Origin of the sequence: Macrococcus equi (assembly GCF_047426745.1) — a bacterium.
In the GTDB taxonomy this organism is placed as follows: domain Bacteria; phylum Bacillota; class Bacilli; order Staphylococcales; family Staphylococcaceae; genus Macrococcoides; species Macrococcoides equi.
The window spans coordinates 1320519-1337207 of the sequence record NZ_CP179732.1 but is presented as its reverse complement, the minus strand read 5'-3'; the positions used below and the strand labels follow the sequence as shown (position 1 = coordinate 1337207).

Below are 16689 nucleotides of genomic sequence, written 5' to 3'. Positions count from 1 at the left end.
TATCAAAAAGGAAGACCTCTGTAGTGAGATCTTCCTTTTTAAATTCACTTATTTATTTGAATCACTTTCAATTAAAGTTCTTCTTTTCTTCTTTTACGAGAAGCAACGATTAATGCGCCACCAGCTAAAGCTGCTGCAGCTGCAGTCGCTCCAATTGCACCATTACTTGCTTCACCAGTATCTGGTAGTGGAGTAGTTTGTGACTTGTCCTCAACAAGCGTTTTCACAGGTTCTTTATCATCTGTAATGTTCGTAATTGTTGAAGGTGTTTTACCACTATCAGTTGGTGGTACTAATGGATCTTTGTCATCAGGTGTTAGCGGATCTTTTCCATCTGGTGTTACTGGGTCTTTTCCATCTGGTGTTACTGGGTCTTTTCCATCTGGTGTCACTGGATCTTTTCCATCTGGTTTATCGCCAGGAGGTGTAATGCCTGTATCACACTTAGGTCCTGCTTCACCTGTACCATAATATCCTTGATCTACATTTGCATTTGATTTATCTTTTAAGTTAACAATAACATCTATCGGCCCATCTGAATCTACTTCATCATGTAAATCCGCTTCGATATTTGCAATTACTGGTGACCAGTCTAATGGATTATGGAAGTTCACAATATAAGTACCTTCAGCTAAACCATGGAATGCATATTCTCCCCATGCATTTGTATATGTTTCACCAATTGTATTACCAGCATAGTCTTTTAAGCTTACACGTAATCCTACTACAGGATTTTCTGAAGCATCCTGCATGTTGTTACGGTTAGCATCCCACCATACTTTATTACCAATAGATAAATTACCTTTTGTACCATCACCAATTGAAACTACAGAACATACTTCTGGAGGAATTGGTAATTTAGTAGGCGGTGTAGCCGGATCTTTTGGTTTGTCTACTGGTGGTTCCACCGGCTTTGTACCAGGATCTTTAGGTCCTTCAACTGGTGGTACGATGACTGGTGAATCTGTCTTTAAGATATATCCTTGGTCCACATTAAAGTTATTCGCTCCATTTACCGTTACACGTACATCCGTTGGTCCATCTGAATCAACAGCATCATGTAAGTCTGCTTCTAAGTTTGCAATAACTGGTGACCAGTCTAATGGGTTATGGAAGTTCACAATGTAAGTACCATTCGGAAGATTATCAAATTGATAATGACCGTTAGCGTCTGTATAAGTTGTTCCAATTAAATTACCTGACTCATCTTTAATTGTTACTTTTAAATCTTTTACAGGTGCTTCATTCGCATCTTGTAAGTTATCAATGTTACCTTCTTTGTCTTGATCATCCCACCATACTTTATCTCCAATTGAATATTTTCCGGCAGGTTGTGCTGGTTCTTTACCAGGTTCAGGTGTTGGAGTTGGTGTAGCTGCTGATCCACCATCATTGCTCACATATCCTTGGTCTACATCGAAATTATTTTGACCATTAATATCTGCTAAAACTGCTACAGGTCCGTCTGAATCAATCACTTCTGTTCCTAAATTCGCAATAACCGGAGACCATCCTAATGGCGTTTCAAAGTCCACTCGGTAAGTGCCATTTGCCAGGTTATCAAAACGATATTGTCCATTCGCATCTGTCGTTGTCTCACCTACATAATTACCAGCGTAATCATGCAATGTTACTTTAATACCTGCAATACCTTTTTCATCTGCATCCTGCACATTATTTGGCGCTTTAGTATCTTCTTCAATCTTATCAGCCCATACTTTATCACCTAATGAATATTTTCCAGTATCAGGTTTTTCAGCAGGTGCCGGAGTTTCAACTGGCGTTTCAGGCTTAGGCGCTTCTGGTTTTGGAGCTTCTGGCACTGGATCAATCTTACTGCTGTCATCAATAGAATATCCCGGTGCTACGTAACCTTGGTTTTGATTCGTAACGTTTGCACCATTCACTTCAAAACGTGCATCCGTTGGACCTACAGAGTTTAAGCTTGTTCCAACAGCACCGATTGAGTTTTGTGGTACGCCTTGCCAAGTTAAGTCTGGAGCTTCAAATGAAACAGTGTATGTACCATTCTTTAATCCACTGATACTCCAAGTTCCATTTGCTGCTGAAACAGTAGTACCTACAACGTTACCACTGTTATCTTTAACAGTTACTTTAATGCCACCAAATACATTATCATGTTTACCATCAACCACTTTAGATGGGTCATATAATCCATCTTTTTGATAGTCATACCATGTTGTTCCACTTACTGAATAAGTTGCTTCCTGAGCAGCTGCCGTCGGTGTTTCTGCTGCATTTGCCTGATTTCCCATAAACATTAAAGATCCGATAAGAATCGATGCCGTACCTACAGTTGAAAATTTTCTGATTGAAAATTTGTTCTGTCTTTCAGGCAGAAAATTCATCTTACGTTTGTTTGAATTTTTCATAACAATTTCCTCCTTTGAATTGAAAAAAATGCAATAATGCTACATTAAACACATTATACACTTTCAATATTAAAGGGTTTTAGCGTGTAAGTAAACAATAATTAGGACACTTAAGATTAAATAAATATAATTTTCAGTTTATTTTAATGGAATATTTATACATGTAGAACACTACAGCTTATGGTTATTTCTAGTATTTAACTATTTTCTTATAATATAATTCAGAATTCATCAGTCAATAACTCTTTTTATCTACCATTATTATCTATTACAATTTTCCAATATTAGTATATATTTATAATATTTATTTTACTTATAAAATATGTGTATCCAAAAAATAATAAAACAATCTAATCAAAACTTAAATGTGTCTATTTTGTGATAGGTAAAATTAGGAATAAATATCCGTTCTTCTTGTTTTCAAAAGAGGAATCGTCTCTCTAATATGATGAAGCTCTTCTATATTTATTTCCGTCTGAATCGTCCCTTCTCCTAAAATATTTTTTGAGATGATTTCTCCAAGCGGATTGATAATTGCAGATTTCCCGCCAAATACAGTCTCGTCACACTTTCCAACTGAATTACAGGCAACAACAAATACTTGATTCTCAATTGCACGTGCAAATAGCAGTTTCTCAAACTGTTCAATACGTTCAACCGGCCACTCTGCTACAACAAATAATACTTCTATACCATCTAAAGCAAGTTTTCTTGAGATCTCCGGAAACCTCAAATCATAACAAATAATAACGCCCATCTTGACATTATCTATTTCAAAAGTTGAAACTTTATTACCTTCCGTTAAATAATTAGGTTCCTCAAGCATAGGTACTAGATGGAGCTTATCGTATTGATGAATGACTTCTCCTGTTTTATGAATTACGACAGCTCTGTTAAATATCTTACCGTCTTCTTTAACAGCGATAGATCCACCAACTATATGAATCTGATATTCCATAGCTAATTGCTGTAAGACACTAATTTCTCGTTCACCACGTTCTGACGTAATGAGTTTTAGTTCCTCTAACGTATATGATGTATTCCACATTTCAGGTAATACTGCGATATCAATGTTATGCAGTGTGGATAACCATGTCTTGATCTTCTCAATATTTTTTTCCGGATGCCCAGGTATAATTTCCATTTGGTAAATTGCAATTCTCATGTTTTTCACTCCAGTTTTACAAATATTTAACTTCCTATTAATATATAATTGGTAAAATCATTTTATCATTGATAATAAATAAGGAGCAGCGAAATGATACTAAAACAGAGATTATTCGATGATGAATTGTCATACTTACTACAGATGAGTCTAAGGACACAACTTACTGAAAGTGAAAACGAAGCGATTAGTATGCGGATTAAAGGTATTAACGGAGAACGTCGATTTGATGAGATTGTAAAAAAACATCTTGGTTCAGCACTTGTATTAAATAATCTTACCTTTACTGTTCAAAAACAAATATTTCAAATAGATGCATTAATTATTATGAATAGTATTATATTTATCTTTGAAATAAAAAATCTTCATTATGATATTCAATACAAAGATGACCGTTTCTTTTTTATGAATGATCAGCCAATTGACATTATGAATATACAACGTAACCGAACGATAAAACTGTTCAAACAACTACTTAAACTTAACCACATTGATTTGCCCTTCAATTATTACTCCACTTTCGTCAATCCCGATTATAAAGTATATGGATATACACCACTGGATAATATTGTGGAATATGATGCTATTAAAAAAATTATAAGAGACAATAGTAATTTAGGAATTTGTGATTATGATGAATACGTAGCTCAAAAGTTATTATCGCTTCATATAAATGATGAAAAGTTTAACTTCAGGAAACGTATTTCTATTGAAGATCTGACTATGGGAGTAGCATGTCAGTGTCATATCGCTATATATCAAAAACTCTCGAATCGTAAATTTAAATGCCCTGCCTGCAATAAAGAAGTTTCTTGTAATGACTACCTATCAAAAGCAATCGATGATATCCGACTAATATATCCTACTGAAAGATTGACCGTAAATTTATTAAAATTGTGGACAACAGGTTTAGTGAGTGATGAGAAAATCAGATTGTATTTGAATCAACATTACACTATTCGTAAAAAAGGTCCTTTTACCTATTACAGATGACATTTTATGAAGTTCAAAATTGGAGATCTACCAATTTCAGCTCTGATTTTCTATTTGAAATTGGGGATCTACCAATTTCACCACTGATTTTCCTATCGAAATTGGGAATCTACCAATTTGACCACTTATTTTCAACTCCCAAAACCTAAAAAAATCCTACCTCATCTATTTGAGGTAGGATTTCCTGCTATAAAAACTGTACACATACGCCTTCCGGAGCACGTTTATCATTCTCAAGTAACGTTAATCTGCCTGTTTCAGTATCTCTTTCAAACAAACTTAACACACCGTCTACTTCATGTGCGCATAATAAGAAACGGTCGCTTGCATCAATATTAAAATCACGTGGCCAATCTCCACCTGTGCTAACTATTTCAACTAATTCAAGTTGCTCACCTTCATTTAATACTCTAAACACAGCTAACGACTGATGTCCGCGATTAGATGCATACAGAAATTTGCCGTCATGACTTAATCGAACAGCGGCACCTTGTGTATTTTCAGTAAAATCTTCTGGTATTGTGGAATATTTTGATAACATCTCAAATACACCATCATCATACTTTAAGACTACAACTTCATTACTTAATTCAGTAAACAGATAGGCGTAATTTCCTTTATCATTAAATATTAAATGTCTCGGACCCATTCCAGGTTCAACATTTAATGTATGCACACGTTTCAATCCATTGTCACCGAATGTAAATGTGATGACTTCATCTGTTCCTAAATCAACAGCGACTGCATACTTTCCGTCTGGTGTTTCCTGAACGTAATGGGTATGCGCGTGATCTTGTCTATCAGTATTAGGACCTGTGCCTTCCTGTTCAGCAATATCAATGAGTTCAAGAACTTCTCCAGTCGCTGGATCAAGTTTGTATAATCTAACCAGACCGGGTCCGTACACTGCTTCCAGCAAATATTTTCCGTCTTTTGTTACCCAGATATGACACGCTGAATCAATTGAAGACAGATTATCATTAATTACTTCTAAACTTCCATCTTCTTTAATCTGATAACTTTGGACACCGGCTTTATCATCAACTTTTTTTATCCCATAAAGTTTGTCGTTGTGTTGTATAACATAAGTAGACGCAGGAACTTCATAAGCTGTTTCAACTGTTCGTATCTTTTTTTCTTCTGTATCAATTGTGAAGCTATAAATACCTTTACCATCTTGTTTCGTATAAGATCCAATAAAACCTTTTATCTCACTCATTTTATCGCCTCCTGTTTCCTTCATTCTAACAAATTCACCAACACATTGCGAAAAGTTAAAAATAATTTATGAAAATATAAAAGTTTTTGTTGCTAATAGTTTAGTAATACATTACAATTTGTTTGGTATTAATAAAACAACAGTAATACCATACAATAAGTTAAGTGAAAATAATATTTAATACAAATAAGTTCTTAAAGGAGTGTCTCATGGTAAACACTCAATCAAAAAAAGTTTTTACACCTATCAATACACAACGCCAAACTGACACACCTTTATTCTCTGCATTAAAGGTGTACGAAGAAGAAAATGTCACAAGTTTTGACGTTCCTGGCCACAAACGTGGTTTAGATAAAAATTATCAGTTAAATTATTACGGCGAACGTACATTACGTCACGACATTAATTCAATGCCAAGATTAGATAATTTTGATCATCCGACGGGTGTGATTCAACAAGCTCAAAGTCTTATGGCGGATTTATTTTTAGCAGATGATGCACACTTCCTTCTAAATGGAACGACTTCAGGCATCCAGGCGATGATTCTTTCCGTTTGTAAGCCTAAAGATAAATTGATTCTACCCCGTAATGTTCATAAATCAGTGCTGAATGCTATGGCCTTAGCAGATGTGACACCTATTTATTTGATTCCGGAATTCGATACAACATTTGGGATTGCTCATAATATCAGTGTGAAAAGTGTTAAAGAAGCAATCATCAAGCACCCTGATGCGCGTGCAATCTTCTTGATGAATCCAACTTACTTTGGTGCCGTGAGTGAATTAAAAGCCATTACAGATTTAGCACATCAGCATAATATGCCAGTACTTGTAGATGAGGCACATGGTGCTCACTTTAGATTTTCAAGTGAATTACCGATGTCTTCAATGGAAGCACATGCTGATATGGCTGCAACTTCACTGCACAAGACAGGTGGATCATTTACACAGACTAGTGTACTGCTCGTACGCGGAGAACTAATTGATCATCACAAAGTTAAGAGTGTTGTCAATATGCTGACATCAACCTCTGCTTCGTATCTACTGATGTCTTCACTGGACATCGCAAGACAGCATCTTGCATTACATGGCACAGAGCGCATTGAACACAACATTCAGCTTGTAAGACGATTTAAACAAAAAATTAATCAGGTACCTGGATTCCATATGATAGATCCTGAAACATTCAATGCAAATTATCATCAACAACTCGATGAAACAAAACTGACTATCTATATAGACCATTCACTTGATTTATCTGGATTTGAGGTTTATCATCTGCTTCGTAACCACTATGATATTCAGATGGAACTTGCAGAACCAAATATTATCATGGGGATTATTTCTTTCATGGATAATGAAGCAGTGCTAAATAAACTCTGCGACGCGCTTTCAGATATTAGCAGCAATCATTATAATCCTAGGCAGGAAGTGATTCCACCTACTTTAAAACAGATGGATATTCCTGAACAAATGATGGGCTTACGTGATGTATTCTATGCTGATAAAAAAAGTGTGCCATTAAGTGAAGCACTCGATGAAATATGCGCAGAAAGTTTAATGATTTATCCACCGGGTATTCCGATACTGATGGCTGGTGAAAGAATCACTCAGAAAGTCATTGATTACTGGTCATTCATCAATGATCAACCAATTATTAAAATTGGTGCAGAAAACAAAAATGAAGTTTTTATTATAGACAATAAGGGAGATATTAAATAATGAAATTAACAACTTTAGGTAGACACGTATTAATCGAATACTATAACTGTGACAAAGAGATCTTAAAAGACCATGATGCTATTGAGCGTATCATGAATGAAGCTGCAGTTGTTTCTGGTGCAACAATCGTCGAAAGCTGCTTCCATACGTTTAATCCATACGGCGTAAGTGGTGCTGTTATCATCTCTGAATCACATTTAGCGATTCATACTTGGCCAGAATATGGCTATGCTTCTGTAGACGTATTTACTTGTGGTGATTCAGTTGATCCTTGGAAAGCTGAAGAGTTCTTACAAACTAAATTAAAAGCTGAGTTATCAGATTCATTCGAAATGGGTCGTGGTATGGCAGATAAAATTGAAAAATATTCAAACGGTGAAATCAAAGTAGAATCATTCAAACCATTAGAGAAATAGGAGGAAATATACATGTTAGATTTATGGTATACAGAAAATCATACGGATAATGTAAAGTTCTCTATTAAAACAACTGAGCATATTCTGACTGAAAAAACACCTTTCCAGCAAATTGACTTCTTCAAATCTGAAGAATTTGGTACTTTCTTCACATTAGATGGTTTAATGATGGTAAACGAGAAAGATGAATTCGTTTATCACGATATGATTACACATGTTGCAATGGCAACTAATCCAAACATTAAAAAAGTGCTTGTTATCGGTGGCGGTGACGGTGGTACTGTACGTGAATTAACGCGCTATGACTCTATTGAACAAATTGATATGGTTGAAATCGATGAGCGCGTAGTACGTCTATCACAAGAATACTTACCGATTACAGCAGGAAAATTAGAAGATCCACGTGTAACATTATTATTTGAAGATGGTCTGGCTTACGTGAAGAATAAAGAAGACGGCTACTATGATCTTATCCTAGTAGATTCAACAGACCCAATCGGTCCTGGTGAAGGCTTATTCTCACATGACTTCTATAACAACTGTTACCGTGTACTTGCAGATGACGGGATCTTAATCAACCAGCACGAATCACCTTATTACGAATCTTACGCACATGAAATGAAACGTGCACATTCTAAGATCAAAGGATTATTCCCGATCACACGTGTGTATCAATTCCATATGCCAACTTACCCATCAGGACATTGGTTATTTGGTTTTGCTTCAAAATCATTCGATCCGTTAAAAGATGCTGATTTAGATGCATGGAACAAACTTGGTATCAAAACAAAATACTACAATACTGACATCCATACTGGTGCATTTATGTTACCAACATTCGTTAAGGAGATGTTAGCAGATGAAGCCGAATAAACATGTTTACATGAGTTGTGAAGCTTCATTTGAAGAAGCAACAACAGTGATTTACGGTGCACCATTCGATGGTACAGTATCTAACAGACCAGGTACACGTTTTGCGGCGGATGCAATTCGTTCTGAGTCTTATGGCTTAGAGACTTATAGTCCATTCCTTAACAAAGACTTAGAAGATGTAAAGATTATTGATACTGGTGATGTTGATATTACAATCGGCAATAAAGAAAAAGTATTAGATGAATTAGAAGACACTGCACGTACCATTTTAAATGCGAACAAATTACCATTTATGATTGGCGGGGAGCACTTAGTAACGCTTGGTCCATTCCGTGCCGTACATGAGAAGTATCCGGATGTAGTACTCGTTCAACTGGATGCACATACAGATTTACGAGATGACTATATGGGGGAACCATTATCTCATGCAACGGTTGTACGTAGAATTCATGACATCGTTGGAGATGGTCGAATCTATCAATATGGTATTCGTTCAGGTACGAAAGAAGAATTTGACTGGAGTGATACACATACTACTTTAGAAAAGTTCTCAATTGATACGCTGAAAGACTTACCTGAAATTCTAAAGGATACACCAGTCTATGTTACTATCGACCTAGATTGTTTAGATCCATCAATCTTCCCGGGCACAGGAACACCTGAACCAGGTGGATTAACATATAAAGAACTTGAACCAGCGTTTAAAGTCTTTGAACAATTAAACGTCGTTGCAGCTGACATCGTAGAATTGTCACCACCATACGACCATAGTGGCGTTTCTAATGCTGTTGCTGCAAAAGTTGCAAGAGAATTAATGCTTTCAATTACAAAATAAAGTCCGGACAAATGTCCCGACTTTATTTTTTTATCTATATTTTCTGATTATTATGAAATATAATGAGGAAAAGAGAAAATATGAGGTATCTTCATGAAATTTAAAGACTTCCCTGCTAATGTTAAACTACGTATTATATGTGGTTTTTTTGACCATACTGCCTCTATGAGTGTTATGCCATTTATGGTGTTATATATTGCTGATGAACTCGGTAAAGTAACATCAGGTATTTTGATGTCGACTAATGTTATCGTAAGCCTACTGTGTAATTTAATCGGTGGATACTTTGCTGACCGCTTCAGCCGCAAAAGACAGCTTATCTGGGGTCAATCACTATTTGCTGTCCTGTTTATTTTTATGGCTGTCTTTATTCATCCTGATATTAATATGGCATGGATGGTTGCCATAATCTTTATGTGTTTATCTATACCGGGAGCCATGATTTTTCCTGCGCTCGAAGCATTAATCATTGATTCTACGGATGAGTCCAGCAGAAAATCCGTATATGTTACCACCTACTGGACAAATAATTTAGCCACAGCAATCGGTACTGCCCTCGGTGGATTGTTCTATAAAGAACATCGCTTTCTGTTATTTATCATTATTATCACAATCATGATTGCGAATACAGTAATCTTTTATCGCTTTTTAAAAGATCCTACTACAAAAAAAGAGAAAGTTATTGTAAATACACATTGGCTACGTGATTTATTCGGTAAATACAAAATAGCTTTACAGGATACGCGCTTTGTCCTATTTACTTCAGCAGCTGTATTTATCTTCTCAGCAGAATTTGCACTGACTAACTACATCGGTGTCAGACTCCACGAAGTATTTAAGCCTATTAATTTGTTTGGTATACACGTTGATGGCGTACGAATGATGAGTATCATGTTAATCGAAAATACTATCCTTGTTGTAACCATAACATTTCTTATCAATAAAATAGTTGAACCCTTTAACCAACGTACAATGCTCGTCATCGGAGGATTAATGTATACATTTGGCTATGCACTGACCCATACACTCTCAGTATGGTGGATACTGATGCTTTGTATACTATTTGCGACCATCGGCGAACTCATTCAAAGTCCTATCTATTCAACTTATATGGCAAAACTGATGCCTGACGATGCTCGTGCCAGTTATGTTGCATTCAGCTCATTAGGATATAGTGGTGCAGGACTCGTTGCCAGTTCAGGACTAATTATAGGTGTCGTACTCAATAGTGTGATGATGAGTGTGTATGTCGCTTTACTTGGGGTGATCGGTGTCATACTGATTGTTACGGCACTCAACTTACCTGGTCAGCATCAATTTAAGACGAACAAATAAGCAGTGGAAAATTCCACTGCTTATTTGTGTTGAAAAATAGAACGTATGTTCGTATAATAAAAGAAAAGATTAAGGATGTGAGAAGATGATACACCCTATTTATGGTGAAACAGATTACAGAAAAGTTGAACAGCATAAACTTAATCGTAATATTCCAAAAGGCCGCGGTATGATTAAATGGGCACCTTTTGCAACCATGCCCCAGCAATTTGAAGATGTCAGACGTCAAATTGAAAACCAAAATAAAATTGAACGTCCTGAGTTGTCTGAAGATCGCATGCAGGAAATTAATGAAACATTGCATATCGCTCTCGCTCAACATAAAAATATTAAAATCGATTATTATGTAGACGGGTATATCCAGTCAGTGGATATGACCATCGAGAAGATTGATCAATGGGCTGCCATTATTATCGGCTCACTTGCAAATGGAGACACTCGTTTTATTTCCTTTATGGATATCATCAATATTGATACACTTTGAGATAAGGCAAACATTCAAAACAAAAACCGATTCCACTGATAAATCTTTTCGACTTATCAGTGGAATCGGTCTATTAATAATACCTATAGCTTTGTTTCACTTTCCTCAATAATTCCAAGCTGAATACCTTTAATCACTGCTCCAAGTCTGGACTCTACATTTAATTTACGAATGAGTTTTGTAATATGATATTCAACTGTACGTTTACTGATGAATAAAGCATCACTAATCTCCTGATTTTTCATATCTTTGGCAACCATACGTAAGATTTCTTTTTCTTTATTACTCAGTAATGGTTTTGCTAGCAATGTTTCATTCTTTAAATTCTGATTAAAATAGTATACCGCACGTATACCATCCACAAGCTTATCTGTCGATTCATCCTTTAAAATAAATCCAACAGCCCCATTTTCATATGCTTTAATTTTATATTCCTCAAGATTATAACCACTCAGCATAATAAACTTCACTTTAGGAAACTGTACAGAATATTCCTTAACAATATTTAACCCATTCACATCTTTAATCTTTATATCGCATAAAACAATATTCGGATTTAAAGTTTTAATATAGTGTGTTAACAGCTTAGGATCGGTAAATACCTTTAGTACCTTTAAATCATCTTCAGCCTCAATAATTTTAGCCACGCCATGACCAAATAATTCATGATCATCTAATATAATAATTTTTACCATGGTGACACCTCTATTCTAACGGGAGATTTACTGTTACAATTAATCCTTTGCGTTCAGCATTCTCGTCATATACCGAGAATTCAATTGTTCCATCAAACATATTCACCTGATTAATTAAGTACTTCAAACCGTTGTTAGAACCCCTGACTAAAATATCCGAGACATTATAATAAGGTATCCCGATGCCATCATCTCTCACTTCAAACGATAAAGAATCCTGAGATTCAGAGACATCGATATTAATATCTTTAGCATCAGCATGTTTAATGGCATTATTAACTAATTCTTTGATCATACGATAACTACTAATCTTTATCAGTTTATCGATGATCACATTACACTCTTTATAATCCAGTTGAATATTGACCATTGACTCGTACAAATGACGGCGAATAAGACCATTCAGACTTTCTTTCAAACCAAAATCATCCAAATCGGCTGGGAATAAATCTTCACAAGCCTCCCGAATCGTATAAATAGATTCATCTAAAATCTCTTCAATATGCTCTCTATTGCCTTCTTTATCTAGAGTTTTCGTTTCGTTCAGAGCTAGAATAATATTTTGCAGAATATCATCATGCAGGAAAATCGATAAACGCTCACGCTCCTCCTCTAAAGCAGCATGCGATAAATAAATACGATTCTTATAATCCTCATCCATCAATTTTGTGGAATAGTTTTTCATAAAGAAATCAAACTGTTCCAGCAAACTTACAAATTCGTGATATTTAAATCTTTCCACCTCAGAAGTATGTAAAGCGATGAATGCATTATTAGACGCGTTGCGATGAACATACACCGTGATATCCTGTAACTGGTTGATAGCGATAACTGAACGTTCGTAAATCATATGTGACTTCTCGATAATATCACTATAATTAAAAGTCCCTGCAGGAAATCTATACTGCTCTGACTGGTCCTGAGATTCAATAAATAAATAATAATTTGCAAGTTTAATATTATTTTGGATTAAAGTATCATAAATATTCTCATTAATCGTATTACGGCTATTAACAGAATGCTGCTTCACGTGGTAATGATCTTTAAAGTAATAGAATGCAGCACATGCAACAAGGATTAAACTATGTGCAATAATCGCATTGATCAATACAGGATGAGATAAGAACAATAAGTAAAAAACAATCATTGAACATAGCATCAGTACATTCCATAACTGAAATAAGTTAAAAATAATCGATTTGAATGATTCAGAAACGATAATCTTGAATTTGCAGAAAGAATAAAGTAAATACAAAGGAAAAATAATTAATGTAGGTAATAAGTAATAGTACGGAATACTACTATCAAAGAAATGTAAAAATAAATTTAGCGTAAACATCGGTAAAATACTAAGTAATAAAGACGCTAAAATTAAATACAGCTCACGACGAATCTGACCGTGTGAATTACGTATGATAGAAAAAATCACGTAAAACACGCTCATCAGTAAAACAGCACACACAGCGATGAGCATAAACATAGAGAATGTAACAAATTCTCCTTGTCTTGCTGCAATATTTAAAACTGTTGCTATAACAACTAACCCTAGAATCAAGTGATTATTAAAACGAACGACTCGTTTTAATTGATTGGAGCGAGAAAATACTGGATAGACACTAAAAAATTTAGATAACATGGCCAAAACAGAAAATAGCAAAAATATTTCAACGGTAGTAATCCAATCTTTAATTTCCAATCCATGCTTAGAAAAGGAAATAGTATTAGCTAGTAAAAAGCAGATAATAAAATAATGATTAAGTACATAAGATATAAAATGATTCAGCAATTGATAAATCATTGAAGCTAAAAAAAAGTTAAATAAAGCCGTACAAATAATAAAAATCAATAACTCTACACTTTCATCTCTACCATTGATAACCTCTTTACATGCTGAGAAAAATCTCAGGTTAAGCAATAAGGTAAAGAAGATAACGATGGAATATTGTATTTTTCCAAACTTCTTACTTCTAAAAATTGAATTCATTCTTCAGTTCCTTTAAATCATCTGACATTGTCGGAAAAGCGTCAAAAAGAATACGATACGCTTTTTCAATGTAATAATTATACAACAATCTGCAATATTCTAAAGCCCCTGACTGAATAATATTTTCACGTGTACATTGCTCTAACTTATTATCTTTACTAAAAAACATGTATTTAATAAGCGGAAGATACATTTTCTTATCTTTAAAATCACTTTTATTCGGATTCTCTATACCTTGAATATCATTTTTAATCTGAGCAGCTATCCCGATATTTATCATAAATTGTCTTAATGGCACATTATCCTTATCAATAATAACCGCAATAAGTTCCATTAATCGTCCGGATTTAGCAGTTACCATCTCTATATAATCGTCCTCAGTTAATACATTATCTCGTTGATAAGTAAAGCTAATATCTTCAAATTCCCCGTATCCCGATGATACGATTAAGGACATAATTTCATCTCTTAGTTCAACATCGAATAAATTAAGAGCTTTCATCATAACAATATGTGACAACACAATCTGTTGTGCGTAAGTTAAACCGGGAACATTTTGATCACCGTCTACAGCATCATCTACGAGGTCAAAGGCCCAAAAAACAAGCTGAATTGCAACGGCATGTTTTTGCATATCAGCTTGCTCCTTATTGAATAAATTACAAATTATATAGTAATAATTGCCCCAACCATCTCTTTTAATTTTTTCTAAAGCAAACGTGAGAAGACTATTTCGATTTTTTGTTTCTAATTTTAAAGGAGTAATGATTTCCACAATATATTGTTCTAACATATCAAGGATCTTGTACCCATAACTTTCCCTGGCCTTTAATATTTTGATGCACAGCAGAATCAATAACTGCAACAACATCTTCACTAAACCCTAACTTTTTATCTTGAGTAAGTAATTCCTCAAGCGTAAGGTTCATCTCTTTCATTTTTAAGACAACCTGTTCCAGCTCTTCTCTCATTACATATTCCTCCAGTCACATATAATATTTTGCATAAGCTAATATTACACGAAATTTTCAAAAAATTCGATAGCGTTTTTAAATTTTTTAATAAACTTGCAAGATTTTTTTATAAAATGCAATTTATTATTTCATTACATCCTTTTACTGGATATTTTCAGAGAAAATCTTTAGGTTATATAACATCAATATAAACAATATAAAATTTCTTTTAATAGACTAAATCAATTGTGAATTATTGGATATCATATAGAACTAGAAGAGAAATTATGCAATAATATAGTCAACAAGCACAAAGGAGTCCTACATGAAAAAAACACTTTTATCACTTGCAGTCATCACCTCTTTCATTGGTACAAATCATGCCTCTGCCGCTGATAATCCAACGGTACTTTATTTCCATGATGAACATAATATGCCACTAAAAGATTTTTCTTTCACTGCTGATATTAATAATGAATCACAACATTTTTCCGCTCTGGATGATGGTTATAAAGCTGTAAACGAGGATATCGATGCCATTGAAATCGCCGGTAAATCTTATCAAATTCGACCTGGTTTATTAAATGAAATTGAGATTATTCATTCTGATTTAGCTGAAGATTCTAAAGTGAAAACTGAGGAATTATCTTCAACTGAACGTCCGGATGATGCGCGTGTAACAGTTCATACTGTTGATTTGTCTTATTCTCCTTTAGAGGATGGTACGAAGGTATACTTAAAGTTAGATCATACAGTAGTGGATGAAACTGAAGTAAAGGATGGTATCGCAACGTTTGATCATCTTGATAAAGATGCTTCTTATGAAGTCAGCTATGATGAACCGGATCATCCTTCTGATAAACCAGTAATCATTAAAGCGGGCGAAGAAAAATATCTTGTTTATGACAAACATACGCATCCCATTAAAAGCGATCGCATGGCACCCATTGGTATATCGCATGAACGATTAGTCAGAACAACTGTTCACCGTGCACCTGATGATACCCCACCGTTATTAGCTCGTGCAAGAAAAGTTGAAGTAGAACAAAGTAAGAGAGTAGATCAAGCGAAGAAAAATATTCAAAATAAGAAAGAGCCTCAAAACAAGAAAGAGTCTCAAACTAAGCACAATACTCAAATCAAAAAAGAGCCACGCGAACAAACAAGTAGTAACGTAAAGCCACAACTCCCGGTGAATAAGTCTACCGTAAATCCTATGAAGCAATTAGGTATTAATTCAGATACTAATGTAGGTCATTTAGCAGCGTCTCGTACGGATTCTAGTCGTCTAAATAACCCATCAGTAACAACTGAGGGGCCAGTTTCAACAGAAAGTCGTACAAATACTTCATATCCAACAGACGGAGATTACGCATCAGATAGCAGCTATGCTTCAGATGGTGATTATCATACAAGCTCAAGTAGCAACGAAAAGTCTACTGAGCAAAGTGATACAAAACAAACATCAACTGCAAGACAAACTACAAATGAAGATAAGGACGCTTTACCTTCAACCGGTGAAGCAATGGGTATCCTTTTACCGCTCGCTGGATTGATTACAGTTTCTGCGGGTATTGCTTTATTATATTTCACACGAAAAAGTGAACACGAAGACCATTAAAA

At 34.9% G+C, this 16689-nt stretch carries 15 protein-coding genes; 8 read left to right on the top strand and 7 right to left on the bottom strand.

Annotated elements, in window-relative coordinates; genetic code table 11:
- Nucleotides 1-71: 71 nt before the first annotated feature.
- Nucleotides 72-2393, bottom strand: a complete 2322-nt coding sequence (locus tag ACMGE6_RS06915) for an SdrD B-like domain-containing protein (RefSeq protein ID WP_414053254.1) — start codon at nucleotides 2391-2393, stop codon at nucleotides 72-74.
- A 391-nt stretch (nucleotides 2394-2784) separates the two neighbouring features.
- Nucleotides 2785-3558: a carbon-nitrogen family hydrolase gene (locus ACMGE6_RS06910; RefSeq protein ID WP_414053253.1), complete on the bottom strand. Its 774-nt coding sequence runs from the start codon at nucleotides 3556-3558 to the stop codon at nucleotides 2785-2787.
- Nucleotides 3559-3651: 93 nt separating this feature from the next.
- Between ACMGE6_RS06910 and ACMGE6_RS06905 the strand changes: the two genes are divergently transcribed.
- Complete coding sequence (locus tag ACMGE6_RS06905) at nucleotides 3652-4551, top strand: nuclease-related domain-containing protein (protein ID WP_414053252.1); 900 nt, start codon at nucleotides 3652-3654, stop codon at nucleotides 4549-4551.
- Between the two features lie 187 nt (nucleotides 4552-4738).
- Here ACMGE6_RS06905 and ACMGE6_RS06900 read toward each other — a convergent pair whose 3' ends face one another.
- On the bottom strand, nucleotides 4739-5770 hold the full coding sequence (locus ACMGE6_RS06900) for a 6-phosphogluconolactonase (RefSeq protein ID WP_414053251.1): 1032 nt from the start codon (nucleotides 5768-5770) through the stop codon (nucleotides 4739-4741).
- 209 nt (nucleotides 5771-5979) lie between these two features.
- Between ACMGE6_RS06900 and ACMGE6_RS06895 the strand changes: the two genes are divergently transcribed.
- The 6 genes from ACMGE6_RS06895 to ACMGE6_RS06870 all read left to right on the top strand — a co-directional run bounded on the left by ACMGE6_RS06895 (nucleotide 5980) and on the right by ACMGE6_RS06870 (nucleotide 11434).
- Complete coding sequence (locus ACMGE6_RS06895) at nucleotides 5980-7491, top strand: aminotransferase class I/II-fold pyridoxal phosphate-dependent enzyme (RefSeq protein ID WP_414053250.1); 1512 nt, start codon at nucleotides 5980-5982, stop codon at nucleotides 7489-7491.
- Nucleotides 7491-7907 (top strand): adenosylmethionine decarboxylase, encoded by a 417-nt coding sequence (speD, locus tag ACMGE6_RS06890; protein ID WP_414053249.1) that lies wholly within the window; start codon nucleotides 7491-7493, stop codon nucleotides 7905-7907. Before ACMGE6_RS06895 ends, speD begins: the two co-directional genes overlap by 1 nt.
- Nucleotides 7908-7919: 12 nt before the next feature.
- A complete protein-coding gene (gene speE, locus ACMGE6_RS06885; RefSeq protein WP_414053248.1) occupies nucleotides 7920-8780 on the top strand; it encodes a polyamine aminopropyltransferase in 861 nt (286 codons plus the stop codon).
- Nucleotides 8767-9615, top strand: a complete 849-nt coding sequence (speB, locus tag ACMGE6_RS06880; RefSeq protein ID WP_414053247.1) for an agmatinase — start codon at nucleotides 8767-8769, stop codon at nucleotides 9613-9615. Before speE ends, speB begins: the two co-directional genes overlap by 14 nt.
- 93 nt (nucleotides 9616-9708) lie before the next feature.
- Entirely contained in the window at nucleotides 9709-10950 is a 1242-nt protein-coding gene (locus tag ACMGE6_RS06875) for an MFS transporter (protein ID WP_414045784.1), read from the top strand.
- An 85-nt stretch (nucleotides 10951-11035) separates the two neighbouring features.
- Nucleotides 11036-11434, top strand: a complete 399-nt coding sequence (locus tag ACMGE6_RS06870; protein WP_414045783.1) for a YolD-like family protein — start codon at nucleotides 11036-11038, stop codon at nucleotides 11432-11434.
- 83 nt (nucleotides 11435-11517) lie between these two features.
- Here the strand turns inward: ACMGE6_RS06870 and ACMGE6_RS06865 are convergent, their stop codons facing one another.
- The 4 genes from ACMGE6_RS06865 to ACMGE6_RS06850 all read right to left on the bottom strand — a co-directional run bounded on the left by ACMGE6_RS06865 (nucleotide 11518) and on the right by ACMGE6_RS06850 (nucleotide 15084).
- A complete protein-coding gene (locus ACMGE6_RS06865) occupies nucleotides 11518-12129 on the bottom strand; it encodes a response regulator transcription factor (RefSeq protein WP_414045782.1) in 612 nt (203 codons plus the stop codon).
- A 10-nt stretch (nucleotides 12130-12139) separates the two neighbouring features.
- Nucleotides 12140-14113, bottom strand: a complete 1974-nt coding sequence (locus ACMGE6_RS06860; protein WP_414053246.1) for a sensor histidine kinase — start codon at nucleotides 14111-14113, stop codon at nucleotides 12140-12142.
- Nucleotides 14097-14747 (bottom strand): class 1 isoprenoid biosynthesis enzyme, encoded by a 651-nt coding sequence (locus ACMGE6_RS06855; protein ID WP_414053245.1) that lies wholly within the window; start codon nucleotides 14745-14747, stop codon nucleotides 14097-14099. The genes ACMGE6_RS06860 and ACMGE6_RS06855 overlap by 17 nt, the downstream gene beginning before the upstream one ends.
- 160 nt (nucleotides 14748-14907) lie before the next feature.
- On the bottom strand, nucleotides 14908-15084 hold the full coding sequence (locus ACMGE6_RS06850; RefSeq protein ID WP_414045779.1) for a hypothetical protein: 177 nt from the start codon (nucleotides 15082-15084) through the stop codon (nucleotides 14908-14910).
- Between the two features lie 307 nt (nucleotides 15085-15391).
- On the opposite strand from ACMGE6_RS06850, the gene ACMGE6_RS06845 reads away from it, so the two are divergent.
- On the top strand, nucleotides 15392-16687 hold the full coding sequence (locus ACMGE6_RS06845; RefSeq protein WP_414053244.1) for an LPXTG cell wall anchor domain-containing protein: 1296 nt from the start codon (nucleotides 15392-15394) through the stop codon (nucleotides 16685-16687).
- Nucleotides 16688-16689: the final 2 nt, after the last annotated feature.

Bases quoted from the DNA above. Each gene is read 5' to 3' on its own strand.
- ACMGE6_RS06915 (WP_414053254.1), bottom strand. From the start codon at position 2,393: ATGAAAAATTCAAACAAACGTAAGATGAATTTTCTGCCTGAAAGACAG.
- ACMGE6_RS06910 (WP_414053253.1), bottom strand. From the start codon at position 3,558: ATGAGAATTGCAATTTACCAAATGGAAATTATACCTGGGCATCCGGAA.
- ACMGE6_RS06905 (WP_414053252.1), top strand. From the start codon at position 3,652: ATGATACTAAAACAGAGATTATTCGATGATGAATTGTCATACTTACTA.
- ACMGE6_RS06900 (WP_414053251.1), bottom strand. From the start codon at position 5,770: ATGAGTGAGATAAAAGGTTTTATTGGATCTTATACGAAACAAGATGGT.
- ACMGE6_RS06895 (WP_414053250.1), top strand. From the start codon at position 5,980: ATGGTAAACACTCAATCAAAAAAAGTTTTTACACCTATCAATACACAA.
- speD (WP_414053249.1), top strand. From the start codon at position 7,491: ATGAAATTAACAACTTTAGGTAGACACGTATTAATCGAATACTATAAC.
- speE (WP_414053248.1), top strand. From the start codon at position 7,920: ATGTTAGATTTATGGTATACAGAAAATCATACGGATAATGTAAAGTTC.
- speB (WP_414053247.1), top strand. From the start codon at position 8,767: ATGAAGCCGAATAAACATGTTTACATGAGTTGTGAAGCTTCATTTGAA.
- ACMGE6_RS06875 (WP_414045784.1), top strand. From the start codon at position 9,709: ATGAAATTTAAAGACTTCCCTGCTAATGTTAAACTACGTATTATATGT.
- ACMGE6_RS06870 (WP_414045783.1), top strand. From the start codon at position 11,036: ATGATACACCCTATTTATGGTGAAACAGATTACAGAAAAGTTGAACAG.
- ACMGE6_RS06865 (WP_414045782.1), bottom strand. From the start codon at position 12,129: ATGGTAAAAATTATTATATTAGATGATCATGAATTATTTGGTCATGGC.
- ACMGE6_RS06860 (WP_414053246.1), bottom strand. From the start codon at position 14,113: ATGAATTCAATTTTTAGAAGTAAGAAGTTTGGAAAAATACAATATTCC.
- ACMGE6_RS06855 (WP_414053245.1), bottom strand. From the start codon at position 14,747: ATGCAAAAACATGCCGTTGCAATTCAGCTTGTTTTTTGGGCCTTTGAC.
- ACMGE6_RS06850 (WP_414045779.1), bottom strand. From the start codon at position 15,084: ATGAGAGAAGAGCTGGAACAGGTTGTCTTAAAAATGAAAGAGATGAAC.
- ACMGE6_RS06845 (WP_414053244.1), top strand. From the start codon at position 15,392: ATGAAAAAAACACTTTTATCACTTGCAGTCATCACCTCTTTCATTGGT.